This is a genomic window from Rhodococcus wratislaviensis (genome assembly GCF_900455735.1).
Classification (GTDB): domain Bacteria; phylum Actinomycetota; class Actinomycetes; order Mycobacteriales; family Mycobacteriaceae; genus Rhodococcus_F; species Rhodococcus_F wratislaviensis.
Genome location: NZ_UAUI01000011.1, coordinates 771663 through 788071, shown reverse-complemented (window position 1 = coordinate 788071; position 16409 = coordinate 771663). Strand labels below are relative to the sequence as shown.

The 16409-nt window shown below is 67.8% G+C and carries 15 protein-coding genes; 10 read left to right on the top strand and 5 right to left on the bottom strand.

Features of this window, described 5'->3' with window-relative positions; genetic code table 11:
* Window positions 1-14 precede the first annotated feature (14 nt).
* Window positions 15-953, bottom strand: coding sequence for a response regulator transcription factor (locus tag DTA22_RS17340; RefSeq protein ID WP_112300241.1), 939 nt, complete (start codon window positions 951-953; stop codon window positions 15-17).
* Window positions 946-2064: a LuxR C-terminal-related transcriptional regulator gene (locus tag DTA22_RS17335; RefSeq protein WP_112300240.1), complete on the bottom strand. Its 1119-nt coding sequence runs from the start codon at window positions 2062-2064 to the stop codon at window positions 946-948. The genes DTA22_RS17340 and DTA22_RS17335 overlap by 8 nt, the downstream gene beginning before the upstream one ends.
* Window positions 2065-2314: 250 nt before the next feature.
* On the opposite strand from DTA22_RS17335, the gene DTA22_RS17330 reads away from it, so the two are divergent.
* Window positions 2315-3094, top strand: a complete 780-nt coding sequence (locus DTA22_RS17330; protein WP_037231213.1) for an enoyl-CoA hydratase/isomerase family protein — start codon at window positions 2315-2317, stop codon at window positions 3092-3094.
* A 108-nt stretch (window positions 3095-3202) separates the two neighbouring features.
* Window positions 3203-4888, top strand: a complete 1686-nt coding sequence (locus DTA22_RS17325) for an AMP-binding protein (protein WP_112300239.1) — start codon at window positions 3203-3205, stop codon at window positions 4886-4888.
* Window positions 4889-4952: 64 nt separating this feature from the next.
* Here DTA22_RS17325 and DTA22_RS17320 read toward each other — a convergent pair whose 3' ends face one another.
* Both DTA22_RS17320 and DTA22_RS17315 read right to left on the bottom strand, forming a co-directional pair.
* Entirely contained in the window at window positions 4953-5369 is a 417-nt protein-coding gene (locus tag DTA22_RS17320; RefSeq protein ID WP_112300238.1) for a MaoC family dehydratase, read from the bottom strand.
* Window positions 5366-5818, bottom strand: coding sequence for an FAS1-like dehydratase domain-containing protein (locus DTA22_RS17315; protein ID WP_112300237.1), 453 nt, complete (start codon window positions 5816-5818; stop codon window positions 5366-5368). The genes DTA22_RS17320 and DTA22_RS17315 overlap by 4 nt, the downstream gene beginning before the upstream one ends.
* Window positions 5819-5880: 62 nt before the next feature.
* Here DTA22_RS17315 and DTA22_RS17310 point away from each other — a divergent pair, with 62 nt between their 5' ends.
* Complete coding sequence (locus DTA22_RS17310) at window positions 5881-7056, top strand: acyl-CoA dehydrogenase family protein (RefSeq protein WP_112300236.1); 1176 nt, start codon at window positions 5881-5883, stop codon at window positions 7054-7056.
* Between the two features lie 2 nt (window positions 7057-7058).
* Complete coding sequence (locus DTA22_RS17305) at window positions 7059-9005, top strand: AMP-binding protein (RefSeq protein ID WP_112300235.1); 1947 nt, start codon at window positions 7059-7061, stop codon at window positions 9003-9005.
* 67 nt (window positions 9006-9072) lie between these two features.
* Here the strand turns inward: DTA22_RS17305 and DTA22_RS17300 are convergent, their stop codons facing one another.
* On the bottom strand, window positions 9073-9834 hold the full coding sequence (locus DTA22_RS17300; RefSeq protein WP_012691748.1) for a FadR/GntR family transcriptional regulator: 762 nt from the start codon (window positions 9832-9834) through the stop codon (window positions 9073-9075).
* A gap of 117 nt (window positions 9835-9951) precedes the next feature.
* Between DTA22_RS17300 and DTA22_RS17295 the strand changes: the two genes are divergently transcribed.
* From DTA22_RS17295 to DTA22_RS17270, 6 genes are all read left to right on the top strand, one after another.
* Window positions 9952-11031 (top strand): acyl-CoA dehydrogenase family protein, encoded by a 1080-nt coding sequence (locus tag DTA22_RS17295; protein ID WP_112300234.1) that lies wholly within the window; start codon window positions 9952-9954, stop codon window positions 11029-11031.
* A gap of 72 nt (window positions 11032-11103) precedes the next feature.
* A complete protein-coding gene (locus DTA22_RS17290) occupies window positions 11104-12270 on the top strand; it encodes an acyl-CoA dehydrogenase family protein (protein WP_016882310.1) in 1167 nt (388 codons plus the stop codon).
* Entirely contained in the window at window positions 12270-13019 is a 750-nt protein-coding gene (locus DTA22_RS17285) for an SDR family NAD(P)-dependent oxidoreductase (RefSeq protein ID WP_112300233.1), read from the top strand. The genes DTA22_RS17290 and DTA22_RS17285 overlap by 1 nt, the downstream gene beginning before the upstream one ends.
* On the top strand, window positions 13019-14212 hold the full coding sequence (locus DTA22_RS17280) for a thiolase family protein (protein ID WP_112300232.1): 1194 nt from the start codon (window positions 13019-13021) through the stop codon (window positions 14210-14212). The genes DTA22_RS17285 and DTA22_RS17280 overlap by 1 nt, the downstream gene beginning before the upstream one ends.
* Window positions 14212-15450 (top strand): acetyl-CoA hydrolase/transferase family protein, encoded by a 1239-nt coding sequence (locus DTA22_RS17275; protein WP_112300231.1) that lies wholly within the window; start codon window positions 14212-14214, stop codon window positions 15448-15450. The genes DTA22_RS17280 and DTA22_RS17275 overlap by 1 nt, the downstream gene beginning before the upstream one ends.
* 19 nt (window positions 15451-15469) lie before the next feature.
* Window positions 15470-16393: a hydroxymethylglutaryl-CoA lyase gene (locus DTA22_RS17270; RefSeq protein ID WP_009475544.1), complete on the top strand. Its 924-nt coding sequence runs from the start codon at window positions 15470-15472 to the stop codon at window positions 16391-16393.
* Window positions 16394-16409: the final 16 nt, after the last annotated feature.

Genomic DNA, 16409 nt, shown 5'->3' with positions numbered 1-16409 from the left:
GCCATCCGGCCGCGTCACCGCGTGGAGGACTGATACTTCGCGATCAGTTCGGCGCGGTTGGTGGCGCCGAGTTTTCGGAGGATGCGTTTCACATGCGACTTGACCGTGTCGACCGTGATGACCAGTTCGGCGGCGATCGTGGAATTCGACGCCCCGGTGAGAATCAGCCGGACCACGTCCGCCTCGCGTTCGGTCAGCGGATCGAGCAGGCGCCGCACGGCGTCGTCGTGCTCGGCACCGGCCTGCGTGAGGTCGGCAGACCCTCGTGCGGTCACTGCGTCGAACTCGGTGTCGCTGCTCCACCGCTGGGCGCTTTCCCGGAGGAGGACATCCTGGCGTTCGCGACGGGATTCGAGCCCGACCCGCTCGAAGCATCCGCCGAGCACCTCTGCGAATACTGCCAGGGCGTGGCGTCGTGACCCATCCAACGGTGTTCCGACGTGGACGAGCGCAGCAGCAGTCCCGTCGACGACGACGGGCACGATGGTGAAACCGTTCGCGCCCAGCGTCTCTCGCAGCTCGGCGGGAATCTGGGAACCGACCGTGACCGTGTTCGTCTCGAGGGCACGTGCTTCGGGTGAACCTGCCGGGGGACCGAACCCGGCGGGCAGAGCGGGCGTCGTGTCGGGGTCGGCGCTGAACGCGGCGACGGGAATGATCCGGTCGCCGTCGAGGCGTGAGAGGACCACCTTGTCCGCGGAGCAGAGTTCGGCGGCGCGCTCACACGCTCGCCGCATGAGTTCCGCACTCGAGGCGGCGTCGTCGAGTGCGTGGACGGCGCGATCGATACCTTCCGCAATTGCAGCGATGTCGGCGGTGCGCGTCGCAGCGAGTGCGTTCCTGCGATCGAGGAGATCGACCAGACGCCTTCCGAGCTCGACGGCGTGCTCCGAAGTGGCCGTGCGCATTTCGGCGAGGGTGTCCGAGATGGCCCGATCGAGCTCGTCAGCCACCGTTCACCGTCTTGGCATGGGCGCACAGCGCCGCCACTTCGGCCCGCGTGGAGACGCCGAGTTTCTTGAAGATCCGCTGGACGTGGGACTTGACGGTGCCGTCGGAAATGCACAGCCGACGGGAAATGGTGGCGTTGGTCGCCCCCGTGGCCATCAACGTGAGCACCTCGCGTTCGCGCGCGGTCAGCGCATGCGCGCGCGGGATGGCCGGAGTCTGCGGAGAGTCGGTGGACGCGTCGGTCCGGGGAAGGTCGCAGGTGGCGACCTCCGGCATCGTCAGGGGCTGCTCGAGGTGCCGCAGTGCCTTGGTGAGCCGCTGTATCTCGGCGTCGACGTGCTCGTTGCGGGTGGAGATCTGCCGCCGCAGGTCGGCGCGTTCCTTCGATGAGGCGCAGGCGCCGGCCAGTACCGCGACGAGGTGGACGTCGGTGTCGGACAGGCTGTCGCTCTGGCGGTCGACGTGGATGATCGCCACCGCGCGGGCGTCGACGACGACCGGCACGGCGAGGTATCCGGCGGGCCGCGACAGATCGATCAGCGGGCGGTACGTGTGCCGGTAGGTGTCGACGGCGTCCACGGCATACGGTCGGCGCCGGCGGACCAGTTCGGCCTCGCGCGGTGCCTCGCGCAGCGCGATCTCGCGTCCGTCGATTGCCGTGGCGAGTTCGTGGAAGTCCCCCGTCAGTTCCGGGTTGACGGCTAACGCGATGGGAGACCAGGTGGAACCGCGGACCACGGAGAACATCGCCTTGCCGTATCCGAGGCTCGTGCACAGTTCCTGGGTCACGACGTCGGCGAGGCGATCCGCACCGGCATCGAGCGCACGGACGACCCGCTGCAGTGCCTCGAACTGGGCGGTGTGCACGCTCAGTCGGCGGGCGATGTCGTCGCGACTCGCGGCGTCGAGTTCTGTCACGAGTGCTGCGAGGCGCAGGGTGCGCTCGGGGGAGTCGACGCCCTCACGCAACTTCCGGGCCGCGAACGCACGAATCACCGTGAGGTCGGGTTCGCCGTCCGCCAGGCGGATCAGATTCGGCTCGTTGCCGAGAAGGTCCTGCAACTCTGCAACCGCCTGCTCGGCAAGCTCGGACGAACTCGTCGAAATGACCACTCACCACTCCTCGCGCCGTGGCCGCCGCACGGATGACGACGACACCGTCGTCCGTTCCTGTGACACAACGCACAGTATAGAGAAGGTGTCACCTGGGACGTTGCTGCACCGCCCGCGGCCTGACTCCAATGTATATGGTCAGTCCAAATACGTCACGTACTCCGCGAAAATGATCCGAGGAGGTTCTTGTCTCGGATGCGAACCCCGTACTAGGGTCGAATGGTACGACCAAAATGGAAGGACCGGCCTAATGGCGCACCCTGTGCGATACGACGTCGACGAGCACATCGCCGTTGTCACCCTCAATCGCCCCGAAACCCGCAACGCGCTGTCTGACGACCTGCTCGACGAGCTTCTTGCCGCCCTCGAACGCGCCCGGGACGACGGGGAGGTGCGGGTCGTCGTGCTCGCGTCGTCGCACGAGAAGATCTTCTCGGCGGGCGGCGACCTCAAGGCGTTCGCGAGCGAGACGCCCACGATCGTCAAATATGCCGGGCTGGATCGCTTCCCGCGGCTGTATCAACTCATCGGTGGCCTCGGGAAACCGGTGATCTGCGCGGCGGGTGGCGACGTGCTGGCCGGCGCGTTCGGGCTCGCGCTGGCGTGCGATTTCGTGCTCGCAAAGGAGTCGGTCCGGTTCGGGTGCCCGGAGATCAACGTCGGTGTCTTTCCCTTCATGATCTCCGCGCTCATCTACCGGAACGTCGGGCGACTCAAGGCGAACGAGCTGATGATGTACGGCGAGCTCATCACGGCCGCGGACGCGCTCGAGCTGGGTTTGGTGAACCGGGTGATCCCGGACGACGACTTCGAGGCGGAGGTCCGGGCGTGGGCCCGCCGGCTCGCGGGCAAGTCGCCGCTGTTGATGCGGCTCGGAAAGGAGGCGATCAACAACACTCGCGACATGTCCCTGCCGGACGCCCTCACGGCGCTGCAGTCGCAGCTCGCTCTCGCGTTCACGACCGACGACATCGTCGAGGGGGTCACCGCGTTCCGTGAAAAGCGTTCTCCCGTATGGAGCATGCGCTGATCGCCTGGGTCCGAACTCATTGCACTTTCGGTCTAACCATTATATTGTGAGGGCCAACACAGAGTCTTTTATTCCCTCTTCATATCTGCGCTCAGAGGAAGGCATCCCATGGCGTTCGCATCGGTCACCGATCGCTATTCGGACGAACAGATCCGAGAGTTCTATGCCACCGGGCAGTGGCACCGCGACACCTTCTTCGACATGCTCGAGGTCCAGGTTGCCGAGCGGGGCGACCGTGTCTTTCTGACCGACGACACCAGCGGCGGCATCACCTTCCGGCAGTTGCGGGACAGGGCACTGAGCCTTGCCGTAGGCCTGCGGCGTCACGGGATCGCCGTCGGCGACCGAGTGTCGGTGCAGGTTCCGAACTGGATCGAATTCGCGGTCATCGCCGTGGCGTTGTCGCGACTGGGCGCCGTCCTGGTTCCGATCATGCCGATCTACCGCCGCGACGACGTCGAGTACATCCTGGGTAATGCCGGTGTACGGCTGGCGATTACGCCGCAGAGTTTCAAGAAGTTCGACTACGCGGGCATGTACACCGATATCCTGGGTGCCGTCGAGTCGCTCGAGGATGTCGTCGTCGTCCGCGGGAGTGGCGAACTGCCGAACCGCGCGATGTCGTTCGAGTCGCTGTTCGCGGAGATCGGACCCGAGGAGGCGATCGCCGAACTCGGGCCCGGCGTCGGGCCGGACGAGCCGATGGTCATCGTCTACAGCAGCGGCACCACGTCCCGACCCAAGGGCTGCATCCACACGTTCAACACGATCGCCTGTGGATCCCGTCTGCTGGCCAAGGGATTCGCCTACACACCCGACGACGTGCAGTTCGGCCCCTCGCCGATCACGCACACCACCGGCCTGGTCACCAGCATCGTCCTTCCGCTCATGCACGGAGCGGCGTCGCATCTCATCGAGGTGTGGGAGCCGGTCCGCGGGATGGCGCAGATCAAGGAGCGCGGGTGCACGGTCGCGGTGAGTGCCACGACGTTCCTGCAGATGCTCATGGACGCCTACGACCCCGCCGTGCACGACATCAGCAGCATGCGGCTGTGGGTGGCGGCCGGTGCCCCGATTCCCGCCAGCTTCGTTACCAAGGCGGCCGAACTGTTCCCGAGCCTGCAGGTACTCAGCCTGTACGGCCGCTCGGAAAACGTCACCACCACCATGTGCACGGTGAATGACGAGCCCGAGCGGTCGCTCACCTCGGACGGGCGTCCGCTGCCGATGCAGTCGGTGAAGGTCGTCGACGAACTCGGTGACGAGGTTCCGCGCGGCGAGGAAGGCGACATCGCCTACAAGGGCGCCATGCACATGCTCGGGTATCTCCACAACGCGGAGGAGACGGCCAAGCTGTTCACGCCGGACGGGTATTCCCGCTCCGGGGATCTCGGCCGGATGGACGAGGACGGCTACGTGCGCGTCACCGGCCGGACCAAGGACATCGTGATCCGCGGCGGCATGAACATCAGTGTCCGTCAGGTCGAGGATCTCTTGGCGGCGCATCCCGCCGTGCGTGGTGTCGCCGCGGTCGCGATGCCGGACGAGCGTCTCGGGGAGGCGGTGTGTCTGTACCTCGTCGCCGCGCCCGGCTACGGCGACATCACCCTCGAGAAGATCAAGACCTACCTGCTCGAGCAGGGGGTGGCGATTCAGAAGGTTCCGGAGCGGTTGGAGATCGTCGAGGCGCTGCCGACGACGGCCACGGGCAAGATCCAGAAGAACGTGCTCCGTGCGCAGATCGCGGCGAAGATCGAGGCAGACCGGCAGCAGCGGGCACAGGCCGTCAGCTGATCGGAAAGGAAAGGAGGCGAAGCCGATCGGCTTCGCCCCCTTTCTCGTAGTTCGAGGTGAATGATCAGGTCGCGGCCACCACGACCGTCGCCGATCCGGTGACGACCGGGCCCTTGGTGCCGGAGGCGACGAGATCGAGGGTCGCCAGCGACTCACCATTCGCCTCGGTGATCGTCACGACCGTCCCGCCCACGGTCAGGGTGTCGCCGAGGAAGACCGGGGCGACGAACCGGACACCGAAGGAGCGCACATGCTCGACGCCGAACGTGTCGGACAGCCACCCGGCCAGGATCCCGGCCTGCATCTGCCCCATCGCGATCACCCCCGGGAAACCCGAGGTGGCGACGAAGTCGGGGTCGTGGTGCAGGGGATTGAAATCGCCACCCGCGCCGGCGAACCGGACGATGTCGGTCTGGCTGATCGGGCCCACCACCCGAGGGTCGGGGGCATCGCCGACGCGGACCTTGGCCGGTGTTCTCATCGCTGCTCTCCTCGTTCGATCAGGACTTCCTCGAGCCGCACCACGGGTTCACCGTCGGCGTCGACGTACTCGGTCTCCAGGGTCACGACGCGCATCGTCCCGCCCCGCTTGCCTTCTCGCTGTACGTCGTCGACGACGCGGCGGGTGCCGACCACGTGGTCGCCTGCGGTGAGCGGTCGCAGGTACGTCCACGTGACCGAACCGACCACCACCCGCGCGAGGGCCAGGCCCAGCGAGTCGACGAACGCGCGCTGGTCGCGCTGGTGTCCGGCGACGACGGTATGCGTGAGAGTCGCGGGCGCATCGCGGAAGCCGGCGTCGCGCGCGGCGGCCGGATCGGTGTGCACGGGGTCGGTCGTGGACGTCGCGCGCGTGAATTCGCGGATTTTGCCGCGTTCGACGTCGTATTCGACGCGGTCGACGACGCCGGCGGGGAGTGGGTCTGACATCCGGGCCTCCTTTTTGGACTGACCTATAGTATCATTGAGCCTAAATTCGTGAGGAGGGTGCAATGGAGCTCGCTGATTCCCCAGACGAGGCCACATTCCGTGCAGAGGTCCGGGAGTGGGCCGAAAATGTGGTCCCGACGCTGCCGTGGCCGGAACCGGTCGATCTGGTCGACAAGGTGCCGTTCTGGCAGCAATGGCAGCGACTGCTCTTCGACTCCGGCTACGGCGGGATGTCGTGGCCGCAGGAGTACGGCGGTCAGGCCGCCGACCCGATCCGCAAGGCCATCTTCACCGAGGAAATGGACCGCGTGGGTGCGCCGGAGCGGCTCAACACCATCGGCGAGGACTTCGCTGGCCCGACCATCATCGATTTCGGGACACCCGCGCAGAAGGAACGGTTCCTCCGGCCCATTCTGACCGGTGAGGAAATCTGGTGCCAGCTGTTCTCCGAGCCGGAGGCAGGATCGGACCTCGCCTCGCTGCGCACCAAGGCCACGAAGGTGGACGGGGGCTGGAAGGTCAACGGGCAGAAGATCTGGACCAGTCGCGCGCACATCGCGGCCCACGCGATCCTGCTTGCCCGCACCGGCGGCGGCCCGCGGCACAAGGGCATCACCTACTTCCTGGTGCCCATGGACAGTGAGGGCATCACGGTGCGCCCGCTCGCCCACATGCTCGGCGAAGCGGAATTCAACGAGGTGTTCCTCGACGACGTGTTCATTCCCGACGACCTCGTCGTCGGGGAGGTCGACGGCGGATGGAAGGTCGCGATGGGCACGCTCGCCTACGAGCGGGTGGCGATCGCGACGGGTCGCGTCAACACCAAGCGCGCCGTGGGCGACATCGTGTCGGACATCGCGGGGATGACCGACGACGCGGGCCGCCCGCTCGGCGAAGACCCGGTGATCCGGCAGAAGGTCGCCGACCTGTACGGCCGCGCCCTCGTGCACTACCTCATCGGCCAGCGCGTCATCACGCTCGCGGCCAACGACGGCCCGCCGGGGCCGGTCACGTCGATCGGCAAGCTGTTCTTCTGCCCGCTCGTCGAGGAACTCGCCGACTTCCGGCTGTCCCTCGAACCTGTCGGCGGGCAGTTCGCCCTCGACGACGACCAGCAGAAGACAGCGCGGTGGCAACGGCTCGCATATCAGGCCCGCGGCACCGCCATCGCCGGCGGATCCACCTTCATCCAGCGCAACATCGTCGCCGAGCGCATGCTCGACATGCCGAGGAGCTGACCGTGTCCGACTACACCTGGCATCCCACCGACGAGTACGTCGAGAACGCCAACGTCACCCGGCTCGCCCGCGCCCACGGGCTCTCGGGCCTGGGCGAACTCCGTGCCCGTTCCGTCGCCGACGTGCGGTGGTACTGGGACGCGGTGGTTCGCGATCTCGGCCTGCCGTTCCAGACCCCGTACCGCGAGGTGCTCGACACCTCCCGCGGAATCGAGCACCCGGACTGGTTCGTCGGGGGCAAGACGAACGTCGTCGACGCGTGTCTGGGGCGGTGGCTCACCGACCCGGCGGCCGCCGACCGGACCGCGGTCGCGCACGAGGCGGAGGACGGCACCGTCCGGAGCCTGTCGTATCGCGAGCTCGCGGCGGACGTCGAGCGGGCGGCCGCGGGACTTCGGGAGCTCGGCGTCGGCAGGGGGGACGCCGTAGCCCTGTTCCTGCCGATGATCCCCGAGGCGGTCGTGTCGGTGTACGCGGTCGCGCGGCTCGGCGCGGTGCTGGTTCCGCTGTTCTCCGGCTTCGCTCCCAGCGCGATCGCGTCCCGCATCCAGGACGCGGACGCGAAGGTGGTGATCGTCGCGGACGGAACGGTGCGGCGCCACAAGTCCGTCACGATGAAGCCGGCCCTCGACGAGGCTCTCGTCTCGTGCCCGACCGTGCAGTCGGTCGTCGTGGTCGAAAACATCGGCGTCGACGTAGAATCGACCGGCCGCGACATCTCCTGGGCGAAGCTGCTCGGCAACGGCGGCGACCCGGGCCCGGTGGAGGCGATGAACGCGAGTGAGCCGTTCGCGCTGGCGTACACGTCCGGGACGACCGGCAAGCCGAAGGGAGCCGTGCACACGCACGCCGGGTTCCTCGTGAAGACAGCCAGCGAGGTGGCGTACTCGTTCGACCTCACGCCCGGCGGGGTGTTCTGCTGGATCACCGACATGGGCTGGATCATGGGGCCGCTGTCGATCGTCGGCACCCACGCCAACGGCGGCACCCTCGTGCTGTACGAGGGTTCGCCGGACGTGCCGGACACCGACCGGCTGTGGCAGCTCGCGCAGCGGCACGGGGTGACCATGCTCGGCGTCTCGCCGACATTGATCCGTACCCTGCGCGGACGGGATTCGGATGTCGCGGCGCGGTACGACCTGTCGTCCGTGCACACGATCGGGTCGACCGGCGAGCCCTGGGATCCGGACTCGTACGACTGGCTGGCACAAGATGTGTTCGGGGGCCGCGTTCCGGTCATCAATTTCTCCGGCGGCACCGAGGTGGGCGGCTCGTTCCTGGCGCCGTACCCGGTGGAGCCGATCCACAGCTGCTCGCTGGGCGGTCCGTCGCTCGGGATGGACGTCGACGTCGTCGACGACGCGGGACGGTCGTTGCGCGGCGAACAGGGCGAACTCGTCTGCAGGCAGCCGTGGCCGTCGATGACGCGCGGGGTGTGGAAGGACGAGGAACGCTACCTGGAGGCGTACTGGTCGACGTTCCCCGGCATGTGGCGGCACGGCGACTACGCCCTCGTCGACGACGACGGCCAGTGGTACATCCGGGGCCGCTCGGACGACGTGATGAACGTGGCCGGCAAGCGCCTCGCCCCGGCGGAGGTCGAGGCGGTGCTCACCGCGCATCCGGCGGTCTCGGAGGCGGCGGCGGTCGGTGTCCCGGACCCGAAGAAGGGCGAGGCGGTGTGGGCGTTCTGGGTTCCCCGCGCGGACGCCCACACGGCGGACATCTCGGCCGAACTGGTCGCCGCCGTTGCCGCGGAACTCGGAAAACCGTTCGCGCCGAGCGTGGTTCACCGGGTGTCGCGGCTGCCGAAGACCCGGTCGGCGAAGATCCTGCGCCGGGCGGTGCGCGCCGCCGCCCTGGGGACCGACCCGGGTGACCTGTCCGGTGCCGAGAACCCGGAGGCGATCGACGAGATCCGCGCCGTGGTGGCGGGCGGCGACATGTGAGTAACGAAGAAGGGGCCCACACCGCACGGTGTGGGCCCCTTCTTCGGCGAAACGGAAAATGTGAAAGCTACTCGTCGAGTGGGATGTCGGTGCGCTTCTCGAAGTCCTTGATCGACTCGGCATACGAGTGGACGTGCCGGCTCATGCGACGCACGGCGGCGTCGGCGTCCTTGTCGCGGATGGCCTTGGTGACGGAGCGGTGCGCCTTGACGGTGATCTCGCGGACCTTGTCGTCGATGAAGCCTTCGTTTTCGGTGGCGGCGTAGATGGCCCGCGACAGCGAGATCATCAGACCCGACAGCAACTCGTTGTGGCTGGCGCTCGCGACGGCGACGTGCCAGTCGATGTTGGCCTGAAGGAAGTCGTCGAGGCTGTCGCCTGCACCGGCGATATCGTCGTTGGCGGCGTCGAGTCGCGCGAGATCCTCGTCGGTGCGATGGCGGGCGGCGAGTTGCGCGCAGAACGGCTCGATCGCCTCGCGGGTCTCGAGCAGAGCGGCGAGACGGATCTGGCGACCGCGGATGAGCAGGGCCACCGTGTCGGCCATGGATTGCTCACCCGGGCGCTGCACGAAGGCGCCCCCGGCCCGGCCCGCCTTGATACGCACCAGTCCCTGCACCTCGAGGATGCGCAGGGCCTCGCGGACCGTGGTGCGGCTCATCTTCGTCTGGACGACGAGTTCGCGTTCCGGTGGCAGCGGTGTGCCTTCGACGTAGTCCCCGCTGAGGATGCGCTCGCGCAGTTCGTTCGCGAGGACGTCCGACGCCTTCGGTACCTCCATCGGGGTCAACTGGATGGAGGAACGCCCGTTCCGGGTGGTGTTCGGCACGGCTGGTGGCATGGCTCCCCGCCCTCTCTGGTCTAACGGTCAGACCTAATATACCATTGGGTTCTCGCTGCATTCGTCTTGCAGCCTATTCTTCGTCTCATCGAGAGGACCAGTTCTATGCGCTGGGAACTGTCAGAAGAGCAGGAAATGTTCACCGAAGCCCTGGACGGCTGGCTCGGGCGGTTCGCCGCTCCGGCGAATGTCCGCAAGTGGGGTGAATCGGGAGATCCTGCCGAATTCGAGCAGAAATTCGTCGAGGAAGGCTGGTTCTCCGCCGGCCTCGGCGAAGACATCGGTGGTCAGGGCGGTGGTCTGCTCGAACTGGCGCTGACCGCAGAGGCATTGGCCCGGTACGCCGCACCGTCGAGCGCCTGGACCGCGTCCGTCCTCGCGGCGCCCCTGCTGCCCGCCGACGTCGCCGCCGACGTGCTGGCAGGGGGTGGTTTCGCGGCCGTGGCCGTCGACGCGACGCGTCCGTTCGGCCTCGCCGATTCGGTCCGCGCCGACGAGGGCGGCGCACTGACCGGCCGCGTCGCCACGGTGCTCGGCGCTGAACGGGCGAAACTGCTGGTTGTCCCGGCGACCGGCCCGGACGGCACCGCGGCCCTGTACCTTGCGCGCGTCGACGACCCGGGTGTCACGGTCGAACAGCACCGCTTCCTCGACCCGTCCCGCGCGGCCGCGGATGTCCGGTTCGAGGGCGTCACCGGGCGGCGTCTCGACATCGAGGCCGAGACCGCTCTCGAGGACGCCGGACTGCGGGCGGCCGTGCTCGTGGCCGCGGACTCGCTCGGGGCGATGGGCCGCATGCTGCATCTCGCCGTGGACTACAGCAAGCAGCGGCAGCAGTTCGGTGTCGCGATCGGGTCGTTCCAGGCCGTGAAGCACGCTGCGGCAGGCATTCTCGTGTCCGTCGAGGCGGGACGGTCCATTGCGTACTACGCCGCGGCGTCGGTCGATCTCGGTCTGGACGACCGTGCGATTCATGCTGCCGTCGCCAAGGCTCAGGTGCCCCGCAATGCGGTGCAGGCGGCCGACAGTGCTCTCGTGATGCACGGCGCGATCGGCTACACGTGGGAACACGATCTGCACCTCTACTACAAGCGCGCCAAGTTGAACGAGAAGTTGTTCGGCGGCCCGGGCGTGTGGAACGAGCGCGTCGCACGGGATTTGCCCCTGTTGCCGGCCGCTGGATGATCGGCCGTTGACTTTTTGGTCTGTCCTTTAGTAATTTAAGTCCAAACGGAACCAACGACGACGGGACGTGCTGTGGACTTTGATCTGACCGAGGATCAGGCGACGATCCGAGATGCGGTGCGAGAGCTCGCCGGCAAGTTCGACGAGCAGTACTGGGTGGAGAAGGACAGCGAACACGAGTTCCCCACCGAGTTCTACGACGCGTTCGCCAAGGGCGGCTGGCTCGGCATCACCACGCCGGAGGCGTACGGCGGGCACGGGATGGGCATCACCGAGGCCTCGATCCTGCTCGAGGAAGTGGCCGCCTCCGGCGCGGGCATGAACGGCGCGAGCTCGATGCACCTGTCGATCTTCGGGATGCACCCGGTGATCGTGCACGGCTCCGAGGAGCTCAAGCAGCGCACGCTCCCGCGGATCGTCGACGGCGACCTGCACGTCTGCTTCGGTGTCACCGAGCCCGGCGCCGGTTTGGACACCACCAAGATCACCACCTTCGCGCGGCGCGAGGGCGACAAGTACATCGTCAACGGCCGCAAGGTCTGGATCTCGAAGGCGATGGAGTCGGAGAAGATCCTTCTCCTCACCCGCACAACGAAGTTCGAGGACGCGAAGAAGAAGACGGACGGTCTGACGCTCTTCCTCACCGACCTGGACCGCTCGAAGGTCGACATCCGCCCGATCAAGAAGATGGGGCGCAACGCGGTCACGTCGAACGAGTTGTTCATCGACAACCTCGAGATTCCGGTCGAGGACCGGGTGGGTGAGGAAGGCAAGGGCTTCAAGTACATTCTCGACGGCCTCAACCCGGAGCGCATGCTCGTCGCGTCGGAGGCCCTCGGCATCGGCCGGGCCGCGTTGCGCCGGGGCGTCCAGTACGCCAACGAGCGTGAGGTGTTCGGCCGGCCCATCGGCATGAATCAGGGCCTGCAGTTCCCGCTCGCGGATTCGCTCGCCCGACTCGACGCCGCGGAACTCGTCCTGCGCAAGGCGACGTGGCTCTACGACAACGGAAAGCCCTGCGCCCGCGAGGCCAATATGGCCAAGTACCTCTGCGCCGACGCCGGTTTCCAGGCCGCCGACCGTGCCCTGCAGACCCACGGCGGCATGGGCTACTCGGAGGAGTACCACGTGGCCCGGTACTTCCGCGAAGCCCGCCTGACCAAGATCGCCCCGCTCAGCCAGGAGATGGTCCTCAACTACCTCGGCGAGCACGTCCTCGGCCTCCCCAGGAGCTACTGATGTTCGAACTCACCGGAAAGTCCGCACTCGTCACCGGTGCCGGCAGCGGCATCGGCGCCTCGGTGGCGCATGCCTACGCCCGCGCGGGTGCGGCCGTGCTCGTCACCGACGTCGACGGCGACGCCGCAGCCGCGGTGGCCGCGGAGATCACCGCGGCCGGCGGTTCGGCGAAGTCCGCGGCCCTCGACGTCCGCGACGGCGAGGCGGCCGCAGCGGCGGCGGAACAGGCCGCGTCGCTGAATGACGGCACGCTCAACATCCTGGTCAACAACGCCGGCGCCATCGCTCCCGCGATGTTCCCGAACCTCGAAGAGGACGACTTCCGCCGCATCGTCGACATCCACCTCGTCGGCAGCTTCGTGTGCAGCAAGGCCGTTCTTCCGTACCTGCCCACCGACGGCAGTGGGCGCATCATCAACGTGACGTCCGCGGCCGGCCTGGTGGGCACCATCGGGCAGGCCAACTACGGTGCCGCGAAGGCTGGCATCATCGGTCTCACGAAGTCGCTGGCGCGTGAGCTCGCCAAGAAGCAGGTGACGGTCAACGCGCTCGCCCCGCTCGCCGCCACCAAGATGACGGAGAACATCCGCAGCAACGAGAAGCTCGCCGCCAAGACACTCGCGCGGATCCCGTTGGGCCGCTGGGCGGAACCGGACGAAATTTCCGCGAGCTTCGTGTTCTTCGCATCCGACGGCGCTGCGTACATCACGGGCCAGGTACTGCCCGTCGACGGAGGAACGGTGATCTGATGGCCGACAAGCGCAACCCCTTCCAGCGTTCCGCGCGCGAGGTCGTCATCGCCGAAGCCGCCCGCACCCCGATGGGCAAGTCGCACCCCGACCGCGGCTGGTTCCGCGACACCCACCCCAACGACATGCTCGGCGCGGTGTACACCGACCTGATCCGCCGCAGCGGCCTCGACCCGGCCGTCGTCGAAGACCTCGTGATCGGCTGCACCGCACCGTTCGGCGAACAGTCCCGCAACATCGGCCGCAACGCCTGGCTGCAGGCGGGCTACCCGCCGGAGGTCCCGGCCGTCGTCCTGGACCGGCGCTGCGGATCCGCACAGACCGCGGTCGAGATGGGCGCCGCCCTCGTCGGTTCCGGCACCCACGACATCGTCCTCGCCGGCGGTGTCGAACACATGGGCCACGTGCCGATGAACTCACCGGCCAAGATCTCCGAACTGTACGGGGACCCGTGGCCGGAAGCACTGCGCGACCGGTACGACTTCGTGAACCAGGGCGAGAGCGCCGAACTCATCGCCGACCGGTGGGAGATCTCCCGGCAGGAGATGGACGAGTTCGCCGTCCGCTCTCACCGTCTGGCGAGCGAAGCCATCGAGGCGGGTCGTTTCGACGCGGAGATGATCCCCCTCGATCTCGCCGGCGAGACCCGCTCCAGCGACCAGACCGTCCGCCCCGGCACAAGCCTCGACAGCCTGGCCGGGCTGAAGACGGTGTTCCGGGAGAACGGCCGCATCACGGCGGGCAGTTCGTCGCCGATCTCGGACGGGGCGGCCGGTGTACTGCTCGCCTCCCGCGAGGCGGCCGATACCCACGGACTGCGGGCCCGGGCCCGGATCCTCGACCAGACCACGGTCGGAGTGGACCCGATCATCATGCTGACCGGGCCGATCCCGGCCACCCGGAAGTTGCTCGACCGCAACGGGATGAGCATGAACGACATCGATCTCTTCGAGGTCAACGAGGCGTTCAGCTCGGTCGTCCTGGCCTGGGAGCGGGAACTGAAGCCCGACATGGACCGGGTCAACGTCAACGGCGGTGCGATCGCGCTCGGTCACCCGGTCGGCGCGACCGGGGCCCGGCTCATCGCGACGATCGTCGCCGAGCTCGAGCGGCGCGACGCCGAAATCGGCCTGGTGACCATGTGCTGCGGCGGCGGCCTGGGAACGGCGACCCTGATCCAGCGGATCGACTGATGATCGACCTGACACCGCACATCCGGCCCGGCGACGGGATCTGGTGGAGCCAGACGAGCGCGGAACCCACCCCGCTCGTCCACGCGCTGCTCGACCAGGTCTCGTCGATCGGCCCGGTCCGCGCGTTCGTGGGACTCACCTGGGATCGGCGGTTGACGAGCGAACTGCCCGACGAGCTCTCCGTCGTCTCCTACGGCGGCCTCGGCGAGCTTCGGCGCCTCGCGCGGCTCGAGGTCGTGCCCTGCCATTACGGGGCGCTGCCGCGGCTCTTCGCCGAACGACGGCTGCCGTGCGACGTCGGTTTCGTGCAGGTGTCGCCGCCGGACTCCGCCGGGAACTGCTCGCTCGGCGTCGGTGTCGACTACATCGCCGACGCCCTCGACCACACACCGGTCCTCATCGCCGAGATCAACCGGCGGATGCCAGTCACGCTCGGCGCACCGCGAATTCCGCTGTCGCGGTTCGCGGCGGCGGTCGAGACGGACCGGCCGTTGCTCGAGGCGCCGGACCGCGCACCCGCGGCGGCGGAGTCCGCTATCGCGCGGAATGTCGCCGATCTCGTCGCGGACGGCGACACGATCCAGATCGGCGTCGGGACACTGCCGTCGGCCGTTCTCACCGCTCTCGAGGGGCACAAGGACCTCGGGCTGCATTCCGGCATGATCTCCGACGCGGCGCTCCGGCTGATCGACCGGGGCGTGCTGACCGGGGCGCGGAAGGAGATCGATCCGGGCCTGCACATCACGGGCGCCGCGCTCGGGACCGCGGCGCTGTACGACCGGCTGCCCGGCCTTCCGGTGGCGTTCCGCCCGGCGAGCTACACCCATGCACCGCAAGTGCTCTCGCAGCTTCGCTCCTTCGTGTCGATCAACTCGGCCATCGAGGTCGATTTGACCGGTCAGGTCGGTGCGGAAATGCGCAACACCACCTACGCGGGTGCCGTGGGGGGTCAGGTGGACTTCTCGCGGGCCGCGGCGATGACCGGCGGCCGCTCGATCATCGCGATGCGCGCGGATTCTCGCGGGGAGTCGACGATCAAGACCGCCCTGCAGTACGGCGCGGTCACCACCGCCCGCGCCGACGTCGACTTCGTGGTCACCGAGCACGGTGTCGCGGCACTGCGCGGATGTTCTCTCGGTGAACGCGCCCGCCGCATGATCGCGGTTGCGGCACCCGAACACCGCGCCACCTTGGAATTCGATCTCGAGGAATACGACCTTGCATCCGCAGCGGAGTGAGGGGAAAGGAGTCGACGCCATGACGCGTCCCCAGCGGGTCCAGATCCGGGAGGTCGGTCCCCGTGACGGCTTCCAGAACGAGCCGGAGCACATTCCGACCGACGACAAGGTGCGGTTGATCAATGCCCTGGGGCGGGCGGGGTTCACCCGGATCGAGGTGGCCAGTTTCGTGCGGCCCGACGTGATCCCGCAGCTCGCGGACGGGGTCGAGGTGCTGTCGCGCATCGACGTTCCGGACGAGACGAAGCTGATGGTGCTCGTCCCCAACAGCAAGGGGCTCGACAACGCACTGAAGGTGCGCGACAAGTTCCACGAGGTCGCGATCTTCGTCAGCGCGTCGGAGACCCACAACAAGAAGAACGTCAATCGCACCGTCGACGAGACGATGGCCGACAACGACGTCATGGCCAAGCGGATCGTCGCCGAGGGGCTCGACTGCGCCGCGGTGATCGCGACGTCGTTCGGATGCCCGTTCGAGGGCAAGGTCGACCTGACCCGCGTGCTGGATCTGGCGGAGCGCTTCGCCGAGGCCGGTGCCACCGAGATCGGTTTCGGCGACACCACGGGCATGTGCAACCCTGCGTATGCGTCGGAGTTCTTCGCCGCGGCACTCGACCGGCTGCCGGGTGTCGAGGTGACCGCCCACTTCCACAACACCCGCGGCCAGGGCCTCGCCAACGCCTACGCGGCGCTCGAAGCGGGCTGCGCGAGTTTCGAATCGAGCTTCGGTGAGCTGGGCGGCTGCCCGGTTCCGGCGGGCTCGACGGGCAACATCGCCACCGAGGACCTGGTGAGCATGTTCCACGAGATGGGCGTCGAGACGGGTCTCGACCTTCCCCGGGTCATCGAGGCGGCGCGCGAAGCCCAGACGGTGCTGGGCCGCAAGCTCACCAGTCACTCGATCGTCGCGGGTCCCATCGAATGGGCATCGAGCCTGCGCTGAAGTCGGCTTACCATCA